Origin of the sequence: Sinorhizobium kostiense, assembly GCF_017874595.1 — a bacterium.
Taxonomy (GTDB): domain Bacteria; phylum Pseudomonadota; class Alphaproteobacteria; order Rhizobiales; family Rhizobiaceae; genus Sinorhizobium; species Sinorhizobium kostiense.
The window spans coordinates 338,907-355,776 of sequence record NZ_JAGILA010000006.1 but is presented as its reverse complement, the minus strand read 5'-3'; the positions used below and the strand labels follow the sequence as shown (position 1 = coordinate 355,776).

Here is a 16,870-nt window from a genome sequence, read left to right as displayed (position 1 = left end):
GCGCTCCGAAACTTGGGTCATGGTGCCGTCGTTCGGCGATCACCGCGAGCCGCGGCGCCGAAGCTGGTCGAAATAGACGATGACGATGATCAGCAGGCCCGTGATGATGCGTTGCCAGAAGGAGTTGACGTTGAGGAGGTTGGCGCCGTTATTGATCGTCGCGAGAATGAAGGCGCCGAGGAGCGGACCATGAACCGAGCCGACGGCGCCGAACAGGCTGGTGCCGCCAATGACCGAAGAGGCGATAGCCTGCAGCTCCCAGCCCTCCGCCTGCGTAGCGTTGCCGATGCCGATGCGGGAGGCAAGCAGCAGCCCGACAAAGGCGGCACAGGTCGAGGAGAGGACATAGGCCAGATAGATCGTCCGGTCGACATTGACGCCGGAAAGGCGAGCCGCCTCCCGGTTCGAGCCGACTGCGAAGAGATAGCGGCCGAAGCGGCTGAGGTGCAGGAATACGTAGGCCGGGATCGCAACCACGATCACCATCCAGAAAAGGCTCGGAACGCCGAGGAAATCGGCGCGAGAGAAATTGGTAAAGGCCTCGTTGGTGATCGAGATCGTCGAACCGTTGGTGATCAAAAGACCGATGCCGCGCAATGATGTCAACGTCGCCAGCGTGATGATGAAGGGTGGCAGGCCCATGCGGACGATTCCGAAAGCATGGAAGACGCCGATGAGAACGCCGATCAGAAGCGTCGCGATGACCGCGAGCCAGAGCGGCACGCCGGCGGCCAGCAGCCATGCGACGATGACACTGGTGAAGCCGACCACGGCTCCGACGGAGAGGTCGATGCCGGCAGTGATGATGACGAATGTCTGGCCAACCGCGAGGATCGCGGTCATTGCGCCCTGGCGGAGAAGATTGCTGATATTGTTCGGCGTCCAGAAGGCGTTGGTCGCAAGTCCAAGGGCCAGCCAGAGAGCAAGCAGCAGGCCAAGAAGCGTCAGTCCGAACAGGATGCTCACCCCTCTCTTCGGCGTCGGTGCCGCGCTGCCTTCTACCGTTTCCACACTCATCGTTCCCTCCCTGCACTCGCTGCAGTTTTCAAAAATAAAAGTCCTCAGGCGTTGATCGCCTGCGCCAAGACTTCCTCGTGGCTGGCGGCACGGTAGTCATGACTGGCCACGATCCGGCCCTGCCGGAACACGTGCAGCCGGTCTGCGAGCTCGTAGACTTCGGGCAGGTAGGAGGAAATCAGGATGATCCCTGCCCCCTGCTCGAGCAGCCGGGCAAAGAGCCGATAGATTTCCGCCTTGGTGCCGACGTCGACGCCAACGGTCGGTTCGTCGAAGATGAACAGCTTGGCGCCATGGCTCAACCATTTGCCGATGACGATCTTCTGCTGGTTCCCGCCGGACATTGCGGAGGCGAGCACCCGCCGCGATGGGGTCTTGATCTGCAGGTCGCGGATCTGCCGGTCGGCATTCGCGGCCTCCTCAGCACGATTGATGGTCAGTCCGCGCGTCAGCCTGCGAAAGACCGGCAGATTGACGTTGAGACCGATCGGCAGGTTGAGGCAGAGCCCCTGATCGCGGCGGCTTTCCGGCGCAAGCGCAATGCCGAGTTCCATGGCCTTGCGCTCGTTGTCGATCTCGACCTTCCTGCCCTGCCAGTAGACTTCTCCGGCGCCGATCGGATGGCGGCCATAAAGACCGAGGGCGAATTCGCTACGCCCGGCGCCGATCAGGCCGTACAGCCCGACGATTTCTCCCGAGCGGACGGAAAGCGACACATCACTGAAACCTGGACCGGTCAGGCCGCGCGTCTCGACGATGGTCTCCCCCAAGGGAAAGTGTTCCTTGTGATAGATCTGCTCGATCGTGCGGTTGATCATCAGCGCGATCAATTCGGCCTCGTTCGTCTCGCCGATCCGGCGCGTGCCGACATGGGTGCCGTCGCGCAGGACCGAGACGCGGTCGGCAAGCTCGAATACCTCCTCCAGCCGGTGGCTGATATAGACGATGGTGACGCCTTCGTTCTGCAGGCGGCGAATGAGCCGGAAAAGCTGCGCGGATTCCTGCCGCGTCAAATAGGCCGTCGGCTCGTCGAAGATCAGGAAGCGGGTGCCGCGCATGGCGGCGCGGGCGGTTGCGACGAGCTGCTGCTGGCCGATCGTCAGAATGCCGAGCGTTGCATCGGCCGGCAGGTTGAAGCCGAGATCATCGAGAACACCCTGCGCCGCGGCGGTCATGGCGCGCTTGCGCATGAGGCCATTGCGGTCCATCTCGTCGCCGAGGAACATATTGGCCGCAACGCTCAGGTGCGGACAAAGCACCACTTCCTGGTGCACGGCATTGATGCCACGGGCGATCGCCTCATTCGGGCTTGCAAGCTGCACCGGCTCGCCACACCAGCGCACCTCGCCGGCGGTGCGCGGAATGACGCCGGTAAGCAGTTTGATCAGCGTCGACTTGCCAGCACCGTTCTCACCAACGATGGCGTGGATCTCGCCGGAAAGGAACGTAATGGACGCGGGTTTCAGTGCTTGGACGGCACCGTAGTTTTTCTGCAGCCCGAGCAAGTCCAGGATCGGCTCCCCTTTTGGCACCGCCGTCTTGAGCTCGGCATCACGCCGGTGGCTGACCTCTTGAAGCCCTGTCATGTTCCCCTCCTCGCTTTGCGGGGTCGCGACAGCCGGCTCCTCGCCACCGGCCGCCGCGCCCAACCCTGTCGCGGCGCCTCCAGCGCCGCGCGTCTTGTAAGAGGCGCAAAGTTCGCTGTAGCACTTTGATTTGCTGCCTACCTTTTCCTTAAATCGAGGTCGATTTAAGGGGAGATGCAGTAGGCGCCGCGACTCAAATCCTGGCGGATCAGTTCACCTTGGGGTTCAGGAGTGCGTCGATCTTCGGATCAGCCATGTTGGCCTTGGTGACGAGGTTGGCGCCGGTATCGACATTCGCCTCGACCTTCTCGCCCTTCGATACGGCGAGCGCCGTCTTCACCCCGTCATAACCCATGCGATAGGGGTCTTGCACGACGAGGCCGGCGAGCACACCTTCCTTGAGGAAGCTCACCGTCTTTTCGTCGCTGTCGAAGCCGATGACCTTGATCTTGTCGCCAAGCTTGTTCTCGGCGATTGCCTGCCCGGCGCCCTGCGCCATGATCAGGTTGGAGGCAAAGACCCCGACGAGATTGGGATTGGCGGTGATCAGGTCGGTCATGATGTTGAGACCGGTCGTCGCCTGGCCGTCGGCAAATTTGTCGGCGACAACCTTCAGGCCCGGATATTTCGTCTTCAGCTGATCCAGAAAGCCTTCGCGGCGCTGATCGAGCGACCCGACGCCGGGCAGACTGGTGATGATGGCGACTTCGCCCTCTTCCTTGCCGGTCGCTTCCTTGATCGCGGCGGCAAGCCCATCGGCGGCAATGCGCCCGCCCTGGACGTTATCGGTCGTCAGGAACGAGGTGAACGCCTTGGAGTCGGCAGCCGAGTCGATCCCAATGACTGGAACGGACTTGGCGGCCTCGTCGATCGGCTTGCCGAGCGCCTTGAATTCGGTCGGTGCGATGACCACGGCTGCCGGAGCGCCGGCAACGGCGTTCTCGAGGATACTGATCTGGCCGTTGATGTCCGATTCCGACTGCGCGCCGAGTTCCGGTACGTTGACGCCAAGATCCTTACCGGCCTGGCGGGCACCCGCAAGCACGATTTGCCAGTAGAAGGAGGTGGTGTCCTTCACGATGATCGGGATGGTGACGTCCTGGGCGAACGAGGGCGCCGGCGCCATAGCGGCCAGAAAGGCAGCGCCGGCGAGGGCGTTGAAGGCACGACGGGAAAGAATGCGTTTAGCGATGTTCATCAGGTTCTCCTCTCAAATCACACCTTCGTTCCAGTTATCCACGTTCCGCCAGGTGCTCGCGGACCGTCTTTTATCCATAAAAAACATTTCTGCACGCTAATGCAGAAAGCTTTGCTTGGCAAGTGATAAGCGCATAGTTTTTCGGCCGTTTCGTGCTCATCGCGGCCGGGCCGGAGCTAGCGCATCAGGCTCTCACTGCCTCCTCGCCGAGCTCGGGGGCAACGAGCGTGTAGGGCTCGAAGGCGGTGAAATCCTCGGGTTTGAGCTTCCAACGGGTGAGCTCCACGTTGCGCTCGAGGCTCGAGGGCCTGGCGGTGCCTATCAGCACCGAGGCGACGAGCGGATTGGCGAGCGGGAACTGAAGCGCCGCCGCGGCAAGCGGCATGCCACGCTCGCCGGCGATCGCCTCCATTGCTGCGACCTTCGCCCTGACCTCTTCCGTCGCCGGCATGTAGTCGAAATGCGCGCCCTCGACGGGACCGGTCGCAAGAATGCCGGAATTGAAGACGCCGCCGATCACGAGCGAGGTTTTCTTCTTCTCGCAAAGCGGCAGCAACTCGGCGGCCGCCGAGCGGTCGAGCAAGCTGTAGCGACCGGCGAGCAGGATGCAATCCAGCTCCGCCTGGCGCAGGATCTCGAGGCAAACCGGTACCTCGTTGACGCCGAGTCCATAGGCTGAAATGACACCGGTCGATTTCAGCTCCTCCAACGCCTTGAGGCCGGAATCGAGGAGCTGCCGAAGGTAAACGGCGTTTTTCTTCGCACCATGGGTGTAGACGCCAATGTCATGGACATAGAGGATGTCGAGACGGTTGAGCCCGAGCCGGGCGTAGCTCATCTCCACCGACCGCATGATCGCGTCATAGCCGTAGTCGTAGCTGACGTCGAAGTTGAGCGGCTTGACATAGGAATAGTCGGGAACCTTGTCTTCCGGCACCGGATGCAGCAGCCGGCCGACCTTGGTCGAGAGCACGAAGCTCTCGCGCGGTTTGTCGCGCAGGAAGTCGCCGATCCGCCGTTCGGCGAGCCCGAGTCCGTAATAGGGCGCGGTGTCGAAATAGCGGATGCCCGCATCCCAGGCGGCATCGAGCGTCGCCATCGCCGCCTCGCGCGTGCACTCGCGGTAGAGGCCGCCCAGCCCCGCGGCGCCGAAGCTCAGTTCGGTCACCGCCAGATCGGTGCGGCCGATTTTCCTCGTCTGCATTCCTTGTCTCCTCCCTCCCAAGGATTGCGGTGGTTCGTCAAACGCCTCCGCTTGCCGTGGGATCGTCCCTCACCCCAGCCCTCTCCCGCAGGCGAGGCGGCCGGCAGGCCGGATGAGGCAATTAAGTCCCTTCCCTAAAGCGTCGCCCCGAGATGCCAGGGCACGAATTCGTTGTCGCCGTAGCCGAAAAGCTCGCTCTTTGTCTTTCGGCCCGAAGCCGTGTCGACGATCAGGTCGAAGATCTGGCGGCCGAGGCCGGCGATCGTCGCTTCGCCGGACGCGATCACGCCGCAATCGATGTCCATGTCCTCCTCCATCGCCTGGAACAGCGCCGTGTTGCTGGTGAGCTTGATCGAAGGCGCGGGGCGACAGCCGAAGCAACTGCCGCGCCCGGTGGTGAAGGCGATGACATTGGCGCCACCCGCAACCTGGCCGGTCGCCGAGACCGGATCGTAGCCGGGCGTATCCATGAAAACGAGTCCGCGTTCGCTCACACGTTCGGCGTAGTTATAAACGGCGGTGAGCGGCGAACGACCGCCCTTGGCCACCGCCCCCAGCGATTTTTCGAGAATTGTCGTCAGACCGCCGCGTTTGTTACCCGGCGAAGGATTATTGTCGAGCGAGGCGCCATGCATCGCCACATAGTTCTCCCACCAGGAAATCAGGTCGTCCAGCTTGGCTGCGACTGTCTCATTGACGGCGCGGCTGCGAAGCAGATGCTCGGCGCCGTAGATTTCCGAGGTCTCCGACAGGATTGCCGTGCCGCCGGCTCCGGCAAGAATGTCGACAGCCGCGCCAAGCGCCGGATTCGCGGTGACGCCGGAGAGACCGTCCGAGCCGCCGCATTGCAGCCCGACGATGATTTCGCTGACCGGAATCGGCACGCGCCGCGCCGGCGCCACTTCCTCAGCGATCTCCTGCAGCACGCCAAGCGCGCGCTCCACGGAACGGCGCGATCCACCGGCTTCCTGGATGTTGAAATGCCGCTTTTGCGCGCCGGCACCGCTCTGGCCGTAAAGCGTCAACTGGTTGACCTCGCAGCCAAGCCCGATCATCAGCACGCCGCCGAAATTGGCGTGACGGGCGTAGCCGGCGAGCGTTCGGTGCAGGTTCTTCATGCCGTCGCCGGTCGAGGACATGCCGCAGCCCTGGTCGTGAACGATCGGCACGAAGCCGTCGATCCCTTCAAACTTCGGCAGGAGGCGACGGTTGGCCTCGTCGGCAATGGCGCGACAGACCGTGGTGGAACAGTTCACGCTGGCGATGATGCCGATATAGTTGCGCGTCGCCGCGCGACCGTCGGCCCGGCGATAGCCGAGAAACGTGCGCGCCTTGTCAGCCTCGCTTGCTGTCTCCGGCGGGACAGGAGCGCCGATCGCCAGGCGGTCCTGATCGAAAGCCAGATTGTGCGAATGCACATGCTCGCCGGCGGCGACATCGCGCGTTGCACGACCGATCGCCTGGGCGTATTTGATCACCGGTTCGCCTGCAGCGATCGCTCTCACCGCAATCTTATGTCCGGCGTCGATCCGGTCCTTGGCCGTGGAACCGGCCGGCAGGTTCTCGCCCGGCTCGATCGCCACTGTGGCGACGGCGACGTTGTCTTCCGGCGAGAGAAGGATCGAGGACGGTGCGGACAAACTCTGGGCCTCCGGTTCGACGGCAATGCAGCCGCATGTGTTTTGTCTTTTATCCACAATAGACAGATTTGCGTCAATGGTTATTATGTCTTGCATCGCAACAGTGCTGCCAGTGGACTTGGCTCGCGGCAGACCCGGAGGAGAAGACATGCAGCAAATCAAAGTGCTACAGCGAACTTTGCGCGTCTGATAAGACGCGGGCGCTGTAGACCGAACCCGTTGCCGACTTGCGTCAGCTCCCGGAACGTCGGTACTCCGATCAACATCAACGGGCCGAAAACCGCGCATGGCGAAACAGAACACCGTCTTCAAGGATGCCTTCAACCGCTGCCTGACATTGCTGGCGGAAAACTCGGCGCTGCCGTCGGAACCGGAGCTCGGCCAATCACTCGGCGTGAGCCGCACCACGGTTCGAGCGATCCTTGCGCGATGCGAGGAACTCGATCTCATCAACTGGGACAAACGACGCAAGACCGTGCTCAGACGCCCGGAACCGTCCGACTACTTCCCGACGGAGGAGACCGATTCCCTCGCCGAACGGATCGAGCGCACCTTCATGCGCAGGATTCTCGCGGGCGGTGCCGAGCCCGGCATGCAGATCAACGAGCTTGAACTGGCGCGCGAGATCGGCACCGGCACCACCAGCGTGCGCGAATTCCTGATCCGCTTCAGCCGCTTCGGGCTTATCGAGAAGCGGCCGAACAGCCATTGGGTGCTCAAAGGCTTTACCCGCGACTTCGCGCTTGAACTGACGGAAGTCAGGGAGATGTTCGAGCTTCGCTCCGCCGCGCGTTTCGTCACGCTTCCCGAAGACGATCCCGCCTGGGAGGAGCTGAAGCAAATCGAGGCGGTCCACCGGGACATGCTCGCGGATGTCGACAACCGCTACACGGAGTTTTCCGAGCTCGACGAGCGCTTTCACCTGCTGGTTCACAAATCCTCGAGCAACCGCTTTATCGTCGATTTCTACGACGTGATCGCGATCGTCTTCCACTATCATTATCAGTGGAACAAGGCGAATGCGCGCCAACGCAATGCCCGCGCACTGGAAGAACATCTCGACTATATCGCCGCGCTCCAGTCGCGAGATCCCAATCAGGTTGAGCAGGCCTGCCGCCGGCACCTGCAGTCTGCGCGCGAGACGCTCTTACAGTCCATCCCGTAATCAGTAGCCGGATTCGCTTCGCGCCGGCTCCGTCTCTCCGACGAATTCCCGGCGCAGCCGTTCGGTCGCGCTGACGAGAAGGGTGACATCGGTGCCGATCGCCATGAAGTCGGCGCCGAGCGCGCGGTAGTCATGAGCCTGAGCAAGATCGAGCGTCAGGATCCCCCGCGCCTTGCCGGCGCTCTTGATCCGGGCAAAGGCATCGACGATCGCGGCGCGGACCTCCGGGTGGCCGGGATTGCCGAGGTGCCCCATATCGGCGGCGAGATCCGCCGGTCCGACGAACAGCCCGTCGACGCCGTCGAGCGCCGCGATCTCGTCGATGGCCTTCAGGCCCGCCCGGCTTTCGATCTGCAGCAGCAGGCAGACCTCCTCGTTTGCATTCCCCAGATAATCGGCGATCCGGCCGAAATTCGTGGCCCGCCCGAGCGCCGCACCGACGCCACGGACGCCCAGCGGCGGGTAGCGCACGGCTCGCACGAGCTGTCGCGCCTGCTCGACGCTGTCGACCATCGGGATGAGCAGCGTCTGGACCCCGGTGTCGAGCACCTGCTTGATGAGCGCGGTATCGCCGACGGGGAGGCGGACGATCGGATGACTGCCGCGCCCCGCAATCGCACCGTACTGCGCCGCGAGCAGCGGCAGGTCGTTCGGCGCATGCTCGCCGTCGATCAGCAGCCAGTCATAACCGCTGACAGCCACGACTTCAGCGGCATAGGGGCTGGCAAGCGCCACCCACAGTCCAAGCTGGAAACGATTTTCGCGGAGCGCCGCTTTGAAGGGGTTCTTGGGGGCCGGCATTGACCACTCTCCTTTGACGATCCATTCCAGGCAAGATTGCGGAAGCCGGTTGCCCCTCATCCGCCTGCCCGTCCTCCGCAGCCGCTGCGGAGGTGGACCGACACTTCTCACCGCGAGGAGGGAGAAGGTGGCCGGCAGGCCGCATGAGGGGCATTCCACACCGCAACCGTTTGGCTAATCTCTTACCGGCAAAAGAAAAAACCGGCCAGAGCTTTCCGGCCGGTTCAGGACATCAGGCGATACCGCCGAGGCAGACATATTTGATCTCGGTGAATTCTTCGATGCCATATTTCGAGCCCTCGCGGCCGAGGCCGGAGAGTTTGACGCCGCCGAAGGGTGCCTCCGCGGTCGAGATGAGACCGGTGTTGACGCCGACCATGCCGTATTCGAGCGCCTCGGCCACACGGAAGACCCGCGCCAGGTCCTTGGCGTAGAAATAGGAGGCAAGGCCGAATTCGGTGTCGTTCGCCTGGGCGATTACATCCGCCTCGTCCTTGAAGCGGAAGAGCGGCGCGACCGGGCCGAAGGTTTCCTCCCGCGCAACCGCCATTGCCTGATTGACATCCGTCAACACCGTCGCTTCGTAAAAGGTGCCGCCGAGGGCGTGTCGCTTGCCGCCCTGAAGGACGCGCGCGCCCTTCGAAAGCGCGTCGGCGACGTGTTCCTCGACTTTCGCGAGCGCCGGCTGATCGATCAGCGGTCCGAGGATAACGCCCTCTTCCATGCCGTTGCCGGTCTTGAGCCTGGCGACGGCTGCCGTAAGCTTCTCCGAAAAGGCCTCGTAGACGCCGTCCTGCACATAGAGGCGGTTGGCGCAAACACAGGTCTGCCCGTTGTTGCGGAACTTGGCAATGAGGGCGCCTTCGACGGCCGCATCGAGATCGGCATCGTCAAAGACGATGAACGGCGCGTTGCCGCCGAGTTCAAGTCCGAGCTTCTTGATGGTCGTGGCGCTCTGGCGGTAGAGCTCGGCGCCCACTTCCGTCGAGCCGGTAAAGGTCAGCTTGCGCACGGTCGGGTTCGAGGTCATCTCGGCGCCGATGTCGCGGGCCGAACCGGTGATCACCGAGAAAAGCCCCTTCGGCATGCCGGCGCGCTCGGCAAGCACGGCAATGGCAATCGCCGAAAACGGCGTCTGCGCGGCCGGCTTCAGGACCATGGCGCAACCGGCGGCAAAGGCGGGGCCGGCCTTGCGGGTGATCATCGCATTCGGGAAGTTCCAGGGCGTGATCGCCGCGACGACGCCGATCGGCTGCTTCATCACCAGGATCCGCTTGTCCTTCTGGTGGCCCGGCACGAGGTCGCCATAGACGCGGCGCGCCTCCTCGGCAAACCACTCGATGAAACTCGCGCCATAGACGATCTCGCCAGTCGCCTCGGCGAGCGGCTTGCCCTGTTCGATGGTCAGGATCTGGCCGAGATCGTCCTTGTTCTCGATCATCAACTCGAACCAGCGGCGGAGAATCGACGAACGCTCCTTGGCGGTCCTCGCCGCCCACCCCTTCTGCACCCGCGCCGCGCTTTCGATCGCGGCACGGGTTTCTGCGGCGCCGAGCTTCGGTACGCGGCCGATGATCTCGCCGGTCGCCGGATTGCTCACCTCGATCGCATTTTTTGGGTCGGCCTCGATCCAATTCTCGCCCACGAGAGCGGCCTGGCGAAACAGCGACGGGTCTTTCAGATTCATGGCGCGTCCTTCCTCGGAATGAAATCTACAGAACTTATACAACTTTTTTGTTCGGTTCGACAATCACCCGCAATGCCGTTTCTCCATCTGCCTGCACGATGCTTGCAAGCGATGCACCCATCCCTGATGGGTTGCGCCGGTATACCGGTCGTCATTGATTCCCTCCAGGAATGCACGGTCATGGTCGTTCGCATCCGATCATGGTTGAGGCGGAACGGAGCGTTGTGAGAAGAGCGCCAGGGCCGGTTCGGCAATGATCCCAAAGCCTGGGCCGTTCCGCGCGGGCTTCGTCCAGGGGACATGGTTGCGGATCATCTAGCGCAGTTCAGCAAGTCCATGATAACCCAAAAAGCAGACAGAGTGGCGCCCATTCCGCCGGCTCACCGACGGTTGGTTCGCCCGCTCTCCTCTCCATCCTGTGAATTCCAACGCTGCCATAACTTATGTAGCGTCGCGACGAATCCGCTCCTCCCAAGCAGATCTGCTTGCAAGATAAGGATGTTGTCCGTGACAGAAATCAACCAACGAAGAGCCGACCACCCGATCCATTCCATATTTCTCGAACGATGGTCGCCGCGCGCCTTTACCAGCGAGGAAATCGGGGAAACGGATCTGCTTGCGCTTTTCGAGGCGGCGCGCTGGGCGCCTTCCGCCAGCAATCTCCAGCCCTGGCGCTTCGTCTACGCTCGCCGCGGCACCGAATATTTCGCTCCGCTGCTCGCCACGCTCGACGAAGGCAACCAGCGCTGGGCGAGAAATGCCTCGGCGCTTGTATTCATCCTTTCGAGAACACACAGGACAACTTCGACCGGCGAGGTCCGGCCCTCCTATAGCCACGCCTTCGACACCGGCGCCGCGTGGTTCGCCTTGGCCCTGCAGGCACAGCTCGCCGGATGGCATGCCCATGGCATGGGGGGCATCGACCGCGACAGAGCGATGCGGGTACTCGAGGTACCCGCGCACAATCGTGTCGAAGCGGCCGTCGCAATCGGCAGGCTTGCCGATCCCGCCACATTGCCGGAGGATCTGCGTCAGCGCGAGAAGCCAAGCCAGCGCAAGCCTATCGGCGAGTTCGTCTTCGAAGGCCGGTTCAACGGCGCCTGAGCCCAAAAAGAAAAGTCCCGGCGCGGTGTACCGCCCCGGGACTCATGTATTCGCGCGGCGGCAGCGTCAGATGTCCAGATTGGCGACGCTCAGCGCGTTTTCCTGGATGAAATCTCGACGGGGCTCGACTTCGTCGCCCATCAGGCGCGAGAACAGGCCGTCCGCATCGGTAGCGTCGGCAACCTTGACCTGCAGCAGCGAGCGAACGTTGGGGTCGAGCGTCGTCTCCCACAATTGCTCGGCATTCATCTCGCCGAGGCCCTTGTAGCGCTGCATGGTCAATCCCTTGCGACCGGCGGCGAAGATCGCGTCCAAAAGGGCGCGCGGACCGCTGATCTCCTGCGTCCCGTCGCGGCGGCGAAGCCCGGGCGGCGTCGAATAGACTTCCTTCAGTTTCGCCGTCAGCTGATCGATGTGGCGCGCGTCGGAGGAGCCGATCAGCGCCATGTCGAGTACGGACACTTCCTTAACGCCGCGTACCATGCGCTCGAGCTTCAACCCGCCTTCCGTCGTCACCGATCCGACCCAACCGCGCTCGGTCTCCTCGGCAATGACATCGAGCCGCCGCGCCACTTCGGCAGCGATCTTCTCGAATTCGTCGCGCCTTGAATTGAGCTCGATGTTGAGCGCGCCGGCGATCGCCGCCTGCTCGACGATCGAGCGATTGTAGCGAGAGTGCAGCCCGTCCATCAGCGAGCGCAGTCGCAGCGCGTCGTTGATGACTTCGCGGAGATCCTGCCCTGCCCGCACCTCTCCCGAGGCAAGCTCGAGCGAGGCCTCTTCCAGGCCCATGCTGATCAGATAATCTTCGAGCGCCTTTTCGTCCTTCAGATATTGCACGGACTTGCCGCGCGTCACCTTGTAGAGAGGCGGCTGGGCGATATAGAGGTGGCCGCGCTCGATCAGGTCCGGCATCTGCCGGAAGAAGAAGGTCAGCAGCAGCGTACGGATGTGGGCGCCGTCGACGTCGGCATCCGTCATGATGATGATCTTGTGGTAGCGCAGCTTGTCGGCATTGAACTCGTCCTTGCCGATCGACGTGCCGAGCGCGGTGATCAACGTGCCGATTTCCTGGCTCGACAGCATCTTGTCGAAACGCGCGCGTTCGACGTTCAGGATCTTGCCCCGCAGCGGCAGGATCGCCTGGTTTTCGCGCGAGCGCCCCTGCTTGGCCGAACCGCCCGCCGAATCGCCCTCGACCAGGAAGAGCTCGGATTTCGCCGGATCGCGCTCGGAGCAATCCGCGAGCTTGCCGGGAAGCGAGGAGATATCGAGGGCACCCTTGCGGCGCGTCAGCTCGCGCGCCTTGCGCGCCGCCTCGCGGGCTGCAGCCGCCTCGACCACCTTGCCGACGAGAACCTTGGCATCGGCCGGATTTTCCTCGAGCCAGACGCTCAAGGCCTCGTTGACTAGGCTTTCCACGACCGGCCGCACCTCCGACGAAACCAGCTTGTCCTTGGTCTGCGAGGAGAACTTCGGATCCGGCACCTTGACCGACAGGACGGCCGTCAACCCTTCGCGGCAGTCGTCCCCGGTCAGCGATACCTTTTCCTTCTTGGTGATGCCTGACGTATCGGCATAGGAGGTGATCTGGCGCGTCAGCGCCGCGCGAAAGCCGGCCATGTGGGTGCCGCCGTCGCGCTGCGGTATGTTGTTGGTGAAGCAGAGCACGTTCTCGTGATAGCTGTCGTTCCACCACATCGCCACTTCGACGGTAATGCCGTCCTTCTCGCCACGGATCGAGACGGGCTTGTGCACGAGCGGCTTTTTCGCGCGGTCGAGGTAAGCGACGAAGGCCTCGAGGCCGCCGTCATACATCAATTCCTCGCGCCGAATGTCCGAATGCCGCTTGTCGGTCAGCACGATACGGACGCCCGAATTCAGGAAAGCAAGCTCGCGCAAGCGGTGTTCCAGCGTCGCATAGTCGAATTCGACATTCGAAAATGTCTGCTCACTCGGCAGGAAGGTAACCTCGGTTCCGGTATTGCTGCCGGCATCGCCCGTGACCGTCAGGGGACTGTCGGCAACGCCATGGGTGAAGCTCATCTCATGGATCTTGCCGCCGCGGCGGATCTTCAGCTTCAGTGATGTGGAGAGCGCGTTGACAACCGAGACGCCGACGCCGTGAAGACCGCCGGAAACCTTGTAGGAATTCTGGTCGAACTTACCGCCCGCGTGGAGTTGCGTCATAATGACTTCCGCCGCCGAGACGCCCTCTTCCCTGTGGATGTCTGTCGGGATGCCGCGGCCATTGTCGGTCACGGTGACTGAGCCGTCGGGATTGAGCGTCACCGTCACGATATCGGCATGGCCGGCAAGCGCCTCGTCGATTGCATTGTCGACGACCTCATAGACCATGTGGTGCAGACCGGAGCCGTCATCCGTATCGCCGATATACATGCCCGGCCGCTTGCGCACGGCATCGAGGCCTTTCAGCACCTTGATGGAATCGGCACCATATTCGGCGATCGCGCCGGCTTCGGTCTCAGTAATATCGGTCATTCGGCTTCAGGTCTTTCCAGGTTTCGGACGCCCGTGATTTGTTGACGAATCACGGGCGCGAGATGCCTCGCGGACTATAGAAAATTTGTCCACGGGTTCCAAATCCCGACCCGCAGGTCGCGGGCGAGGTGGGCTTTATCCCCTGTCATTATCAGGAAATGTGGCTTTTTCCAAAATATCTTCCATGGCCTCGATCGCCTCCTCCGGCAGATCGCGAATCCGCTCGCTCAGCCGGTTGGCAAAGGCGGTATGTCCGGCCGGCAGACCGGACGTGTCGAGCACCACCCGGGGATCGGAAATTCGGGCGATGCGGAAGAGTTCGTCCGCCTCGTCCCAGATTACGTTGAAGTATCCGGCGACGCGCTGCAGGAAGTCGAAACTCGGCGCGCCCCTCTTGCCGTGCTCAAGTGCCGAAAGATAGGCGGGCGATACCCCGATTGCCGCCGCCATCTCTTTCTGCGAGGCGCCCTTGCGGCGGCGCAGATCGCGCATGGCTTCACCGAAGGGCGTCATGATGCCCGCCCCCTGGTCCGGGCCAGGCGCACATAAAGAGCCCCATCGCCGCCATGGTTTCTGGCCGCCGGCTCATAGGAGGAAATCAACGGCCGGAATTCCGGCAACGAGAACCACAGCGGAACCGCCCGCTTCAAGGCGCCGTCGCTGCCGAGCGACGTACCCTTCCCGGTGATGACGAGGACGTGCCTGAGCCCGCGTTCATGCGCCTTCAGCAAGAACTGCAGCAAGAATCCATGCGCCTCACTCTGGATCATGCCGTGCAGGTCGATGCGCGCTTCGAGCGCCAGCGTACCTTTCTGCAACTTGCGCTTGACCGGTCTTTCGAGCGGATGATGGCGGTGATCGGGCTTGCCGCTCAAGGTAAAACCCCGCTCCGGCTTTTCCGCTGGCGTCGCGGACCCTTGCTGCTGCACCGCCGACGGCGATTGCTCTTCTTCTCCCAGCAGATCGGCAAGTTCGTCGAGCCGACCGGGCATCGGCCTGGTCGAGCGCGCGACCTTGCCCCACAAGATGCGGTCTTCCGCCGTAAGCTTCTTGTCCTTAGCCATGGCGATATCTGGCCGCTGCCGCGCGCGGCACGAGGACGAAAAAGTCCGCTTCGTTGCGCACCGAGCCTGCGAGATTGCCGGCGGCCTCACCTGAGCCGGTGAAGATATCGCCACGCGCTGGGCCAACGATCGCCGAACCGGTGTCGAGCGCCAGCATCAGCCGTCCGAAGGAGCGGCCATTGTCGAGATGGGTCAGCGTCGCACTCGCAATATAGAAGGGAACGCCGAACGTATGGATGAGGCGGTCTACGGCCAGCGAGCGTCCCGGCTCCAGCGGCACTTTGGCTGCCGCAATCGGCCCAAGATCGGCATCTTCGACCGGCGCCTCGCGGAAAAAGATGAAGGACCGGTTGTGCCAGAGAACCTCGTCGACGCGCTCCGGGTTGGCGGCAAGCCAGCCGCGGATGCTCGCCATCGACACGCTCGCGGCTTCGATTTCGCCGCGATCGACGAGGAGCCGGCCGATGGCGGAGAAGCGATGTCCCGTCTTTGCCGCATAGGTGATCCGCCGGCGCGAGCCGTCCGGATAGATGAGCCGCGCGGCGCCTTGCACATGCGCAAAAAAAACATCGACCTTGGAACGCGCATAGGCGATCTCGAGACCGCGACCGGCGAGGAAGCCCTGATCGATCGCCCGCCGGTCCGGATATTCCTCGATCGTACCGTCGCGAAGCCTTCCGAAGGCGAAATACGGATCCATGCCTTCCGGCCGGGCATCGTCGTCGAGATCGACCAGATCATCCGGGCGCCGATAGAAAGGGAAACGGAAGTCGGCATCAGCGGTCGCGCGCACGTCGACTTCCGGCTCGTAGAAAGCCGTCACGAAGCCTTTGCCGCTTCCATCGGGGAGAATCCGGAATGGCAGGAAGTGTTCCTCGAAAAACGCCCGTGCCCCGGTCTCCCCAAGGCGTGCCATACCGGCGGCGCCGAAGGCCGGCAGGAGATCATCGACCGAAATGCCGAGGGAACCGGTCCTGTACGACTTCACCCTGGTCACTTGGCGGTGGCATCGGCGAAGCGCGGCGATAACCGGCGCTGGGTTGTCTTGCTGCCAACCGGGCAAATCCGCAAAAGCGACCGGCTCGAGATCAAAGGCCATGATTGCCTCTCGCGGTCAATTTTCCGATTCGGTGGCGATCAGCTTCCAGTTCGGATCGCGGGAGCGGATGTCACGCGCGAAGGTCCAGAGGTCGTTGACTTCGGCCACGGAATCGGCGTCACCGTCAACGAGCTTGCCCTGCTTGTCATAGGTGGCGGAAATGAGCTGACTGATGATCCGGACCGTGACGTTTGCTTCGCTGTCCTTCAATTCCGCATGCATGATGTCGGCCTTTTCGATGCCGACAAAGGTCGACTTGACCACTTCTCCCCTGGCCTCGCGCTCGGCGATGGCGGCCTCGAAGCCCTCATAGACCTCGCGCGAAAGAAGTCCTTTGAGCGTCTTGCGGTCGCCATCGGCGAAAGCCATCACAATCATCTCATAGGCCATCTTGGCCCCGTTGACGAACTCCGCAGGCTCGAACTGGGGGTCGGCGTCGCTCAAGCTTCTAAGCTGAGCGTTAAGCGACGTGCCGGGCTTGGCGAAGGAGTCGATCGCCGCATGGCGGGACTCCTCTTCCGCGGCACTCTCGCGCCGCGGCAGTTGAACAACCTTGCCCTTGTCGCTCGCCTCGGTGCGTTGAGCGACATCGCGCGGAGCGTAGGGATCGAAAGGCGGCCGTTCATTCCCTGTCCTGCGGCCAAGGACGCTGCGCAATTGCAGGAAGATGACCACCGCCGCGATCAGGAAAAAAAACGTGATGAAGTCGAAAGAGCCCATTTCCACCCGGAACCGCTGTTAGAATTTGCCTTACTGTTCCATATAGTCCGCAAGGATAAACCATTCAAATGGCGATGTCGCAC

The 16,870-nt window shown here is 62.6% G+C and carries 14 protein-coding genes; 2 read left to right on the top strand and 12 right to left on the bottom strand.

All coding sequences use genetic code 11. The annotated features are described in order from the left end of the window. Positions 1–39 precede the first annotated feature (39 nt). The 5 genes from J2Z31_RS21350 to J2Z31_RS21330 form a co-directional block, all read right to left on the bottom strand. On the bottom strand, positions 40–1,017 hold the full coding sequence (locus tag J2Z31_RS21350; RefSeq protein ID WP_209604382.1) for an ABC transporter permease: 978 nt from the start codon (positions 1,015–1,017) through the stop codon (positions 40–42). Positions 1,018–1,061: 44 nt separating this feature from the next. Then, the gene (locus J2Z31_RS21345) at positions 1,062–2,603 is read right to left on the bottom strand and encodes a sugar ABC transporter ATP-binding protein (RefSeq protein WP_209604380.1); all 1,542 of its coding nucleotides are present in this window, start codon (positions 2,601–2,603) and stop codon (positions 1,062–1,064) included. Between the two features lie 208 nt (positions 2,604–2,811). Continuing rightward, positions 2,812–3,801 carry an ABC transporter substrate-binding protein gene (locus tag J2Z31_RS21340; RefSeq protein ID WP_209604378.1) on the bottom strand — a complete coding sequence of 330 codons (990 nt, stop codon included), beginning with the start codon at positions 3,799–3,801 and terminating at the stop codon, positions 2,812–2,814. Positions 3,802–3,985: 184 nt separating this feature from the next. Beyond that, on the bottom strand, positions 3,986–5,005 hold the full coding sequence (locus tag J2Z31_RS21335) for an aldo/keto reductase (RefSeq protein ID WP_209604377.1): 1,020 nt from the start codon (positions 5,003–5,005) through the stop codon (positions 3,986–3,988). A 134-nt stretch (positions 5,006–5,139) separates the two neighbouring features. Then, complete coding sequence (locus J2Z31_RS21330) at positions 5,140–6,645, bottom strand: UxaA family hydrolase (protein WP_209604375.1); 1,506 nt, start codon at positions 6,643–6,645, stop codon at positions 5,140–5,142. A 286-nt stretch (positions 6,646–6,931) separates the two neighbouring features. Here J2Z31_RS21330 and J2Z31_RS21325 point away from each other — a divergent pair, with 286 nt between their 5' ends. Next, positions 6,932–7,810: a GntR family transcriptional regulator gene (locus tag J2Z31_RS21325; protein ID WP_209604373.1), complete on the top strand. Its 879-nt coding sequence runs from the start codon at positions 6,932–6,934 to the stop codon at positions 7,808–7,810. Here J2Z31_RS21325 and hpaI read toward each other — a convergent pair whose 3' ends face one another. Both hpaI and gabD read right to left on the bottom strand, forming a co-directional pair. Further along, positions 7,811–8,611, bottom strand: coding sequence for a 4-hydroxy-2-oxoheptanedioate aldolase (gene hpaI, locus J2Z31_RS21320; protein ID WP_209604371.1), 801 nt, complete (start codon positions 8,609–8,611; stop codon positions 7,811–7,813). Positions 8,612–8,843: 232 nt separating this feature from the next. After that, positions 8,844–10,298, bottom strand: a complete 1,455-nt coding sequence (gene gabD / locus J2Z31_RS21315; RefSeq protein WP_209604369.1) for an NADP-dependent succinate-semialdehyde dehydrogenase — start codon at positions 10,296–10,298, stop codon at positions 8,844–8,846. A gap of 507 nt (positions 10,299–10,805) precedes the next feature. On the opposite strand from gabD, the gene J2Z31_RS21310 reads away from it, so the two are divergent. Continuing rightward, complete coding sequence (locus J2Z31_RS21310) at positions 10,806–11,402, top strand: nitroreductase family protein (protein ID WP_209604367.1); 597 nt, start codon at positions 10,806–10,808, stop codon at positions 11,400–11,402. A gap of 66 nt (positions 11,403–11,468) precedes the next feature. Here J2Z31_RS21310 and gyrB read toward each other — a convergent pair whose 3' ends face one another. From gyrB to J2Z31_RS21285, 5 genes are all read right to left on the bottom strand, one after another. Beyond that, the gene (gene gyrB, locus J2Z31_RS21305; RefSeq protein ID WP_209604365.1) at positions 11,469–13,904 is read right to left on the bottom strand and encodes a DNA topoisomerase (ATP-hydrolyzing) subunit B; all 2,436 of its coding nucleotides are present in this window, start codon (positions 13,902–13,904) and stop codon (positions 11,469–11,471) included. A 135-nt stretch (positions 13,905–14,039) separates the two neighbouring features. After that, positions 14,040–14,417 carry a helix-turn-helix domain-containing protein gene (locus J2Z31_RS21300; RefSeq protein ID WP_209604364.1) on the bottom strand — a complete coding sequence of 126 codons (378 nt, stop codon included), beginning with the start codon at positions 14,415–14,417 and terminating at the stop codon, positions 14,040–14,042. After that, positions 14,414–14,968 (bottom strand): Smr/MutS family protein, encoded by a 555-nt coding sequence (locus tag J2Z31_RS21295; protein WP_209604362.1) that lies wholly within the window; start codon positions 14,966–14,968, stop codon positions 14,414–14,416. Before J2Z31_RS21295 ends, J2Z31_RS21300 begins: the two co-directional genes overlap by 4 nt. Next, the gene (gene mltA, locus J2Z31_RS21290) at positions 14,961–16,067 is read right to left on the bottom strand and encodes a murein transglycosylase A (RefSeq protein WP_209604360.1); all 1,107 of its coding nucleotides are present in this window, start codon (positions 16,065–16,067) and stop codon (positions 14,961–14,963) included. The genes J2Z31_RS21295 and mltA overlap by 8 nt, the downstream gene beginning before the upstream one ends. Before the next feature lie 15 nt (positions 16,068–16,082). Beyond that, positions 16,083–16,787: a Tim44/TimA family putative adaptor protein gene (locus J2Z31_RS21285; protein ID WP_209604358.1), complete on the bottom strand. Its 705-nt coding sequence runs from the start codon at positions 16,785–16,787 to the stop codon at positions 16,083–16,085. Positions 16,788–16,870 lie beyond the last annotated feature (83 nt).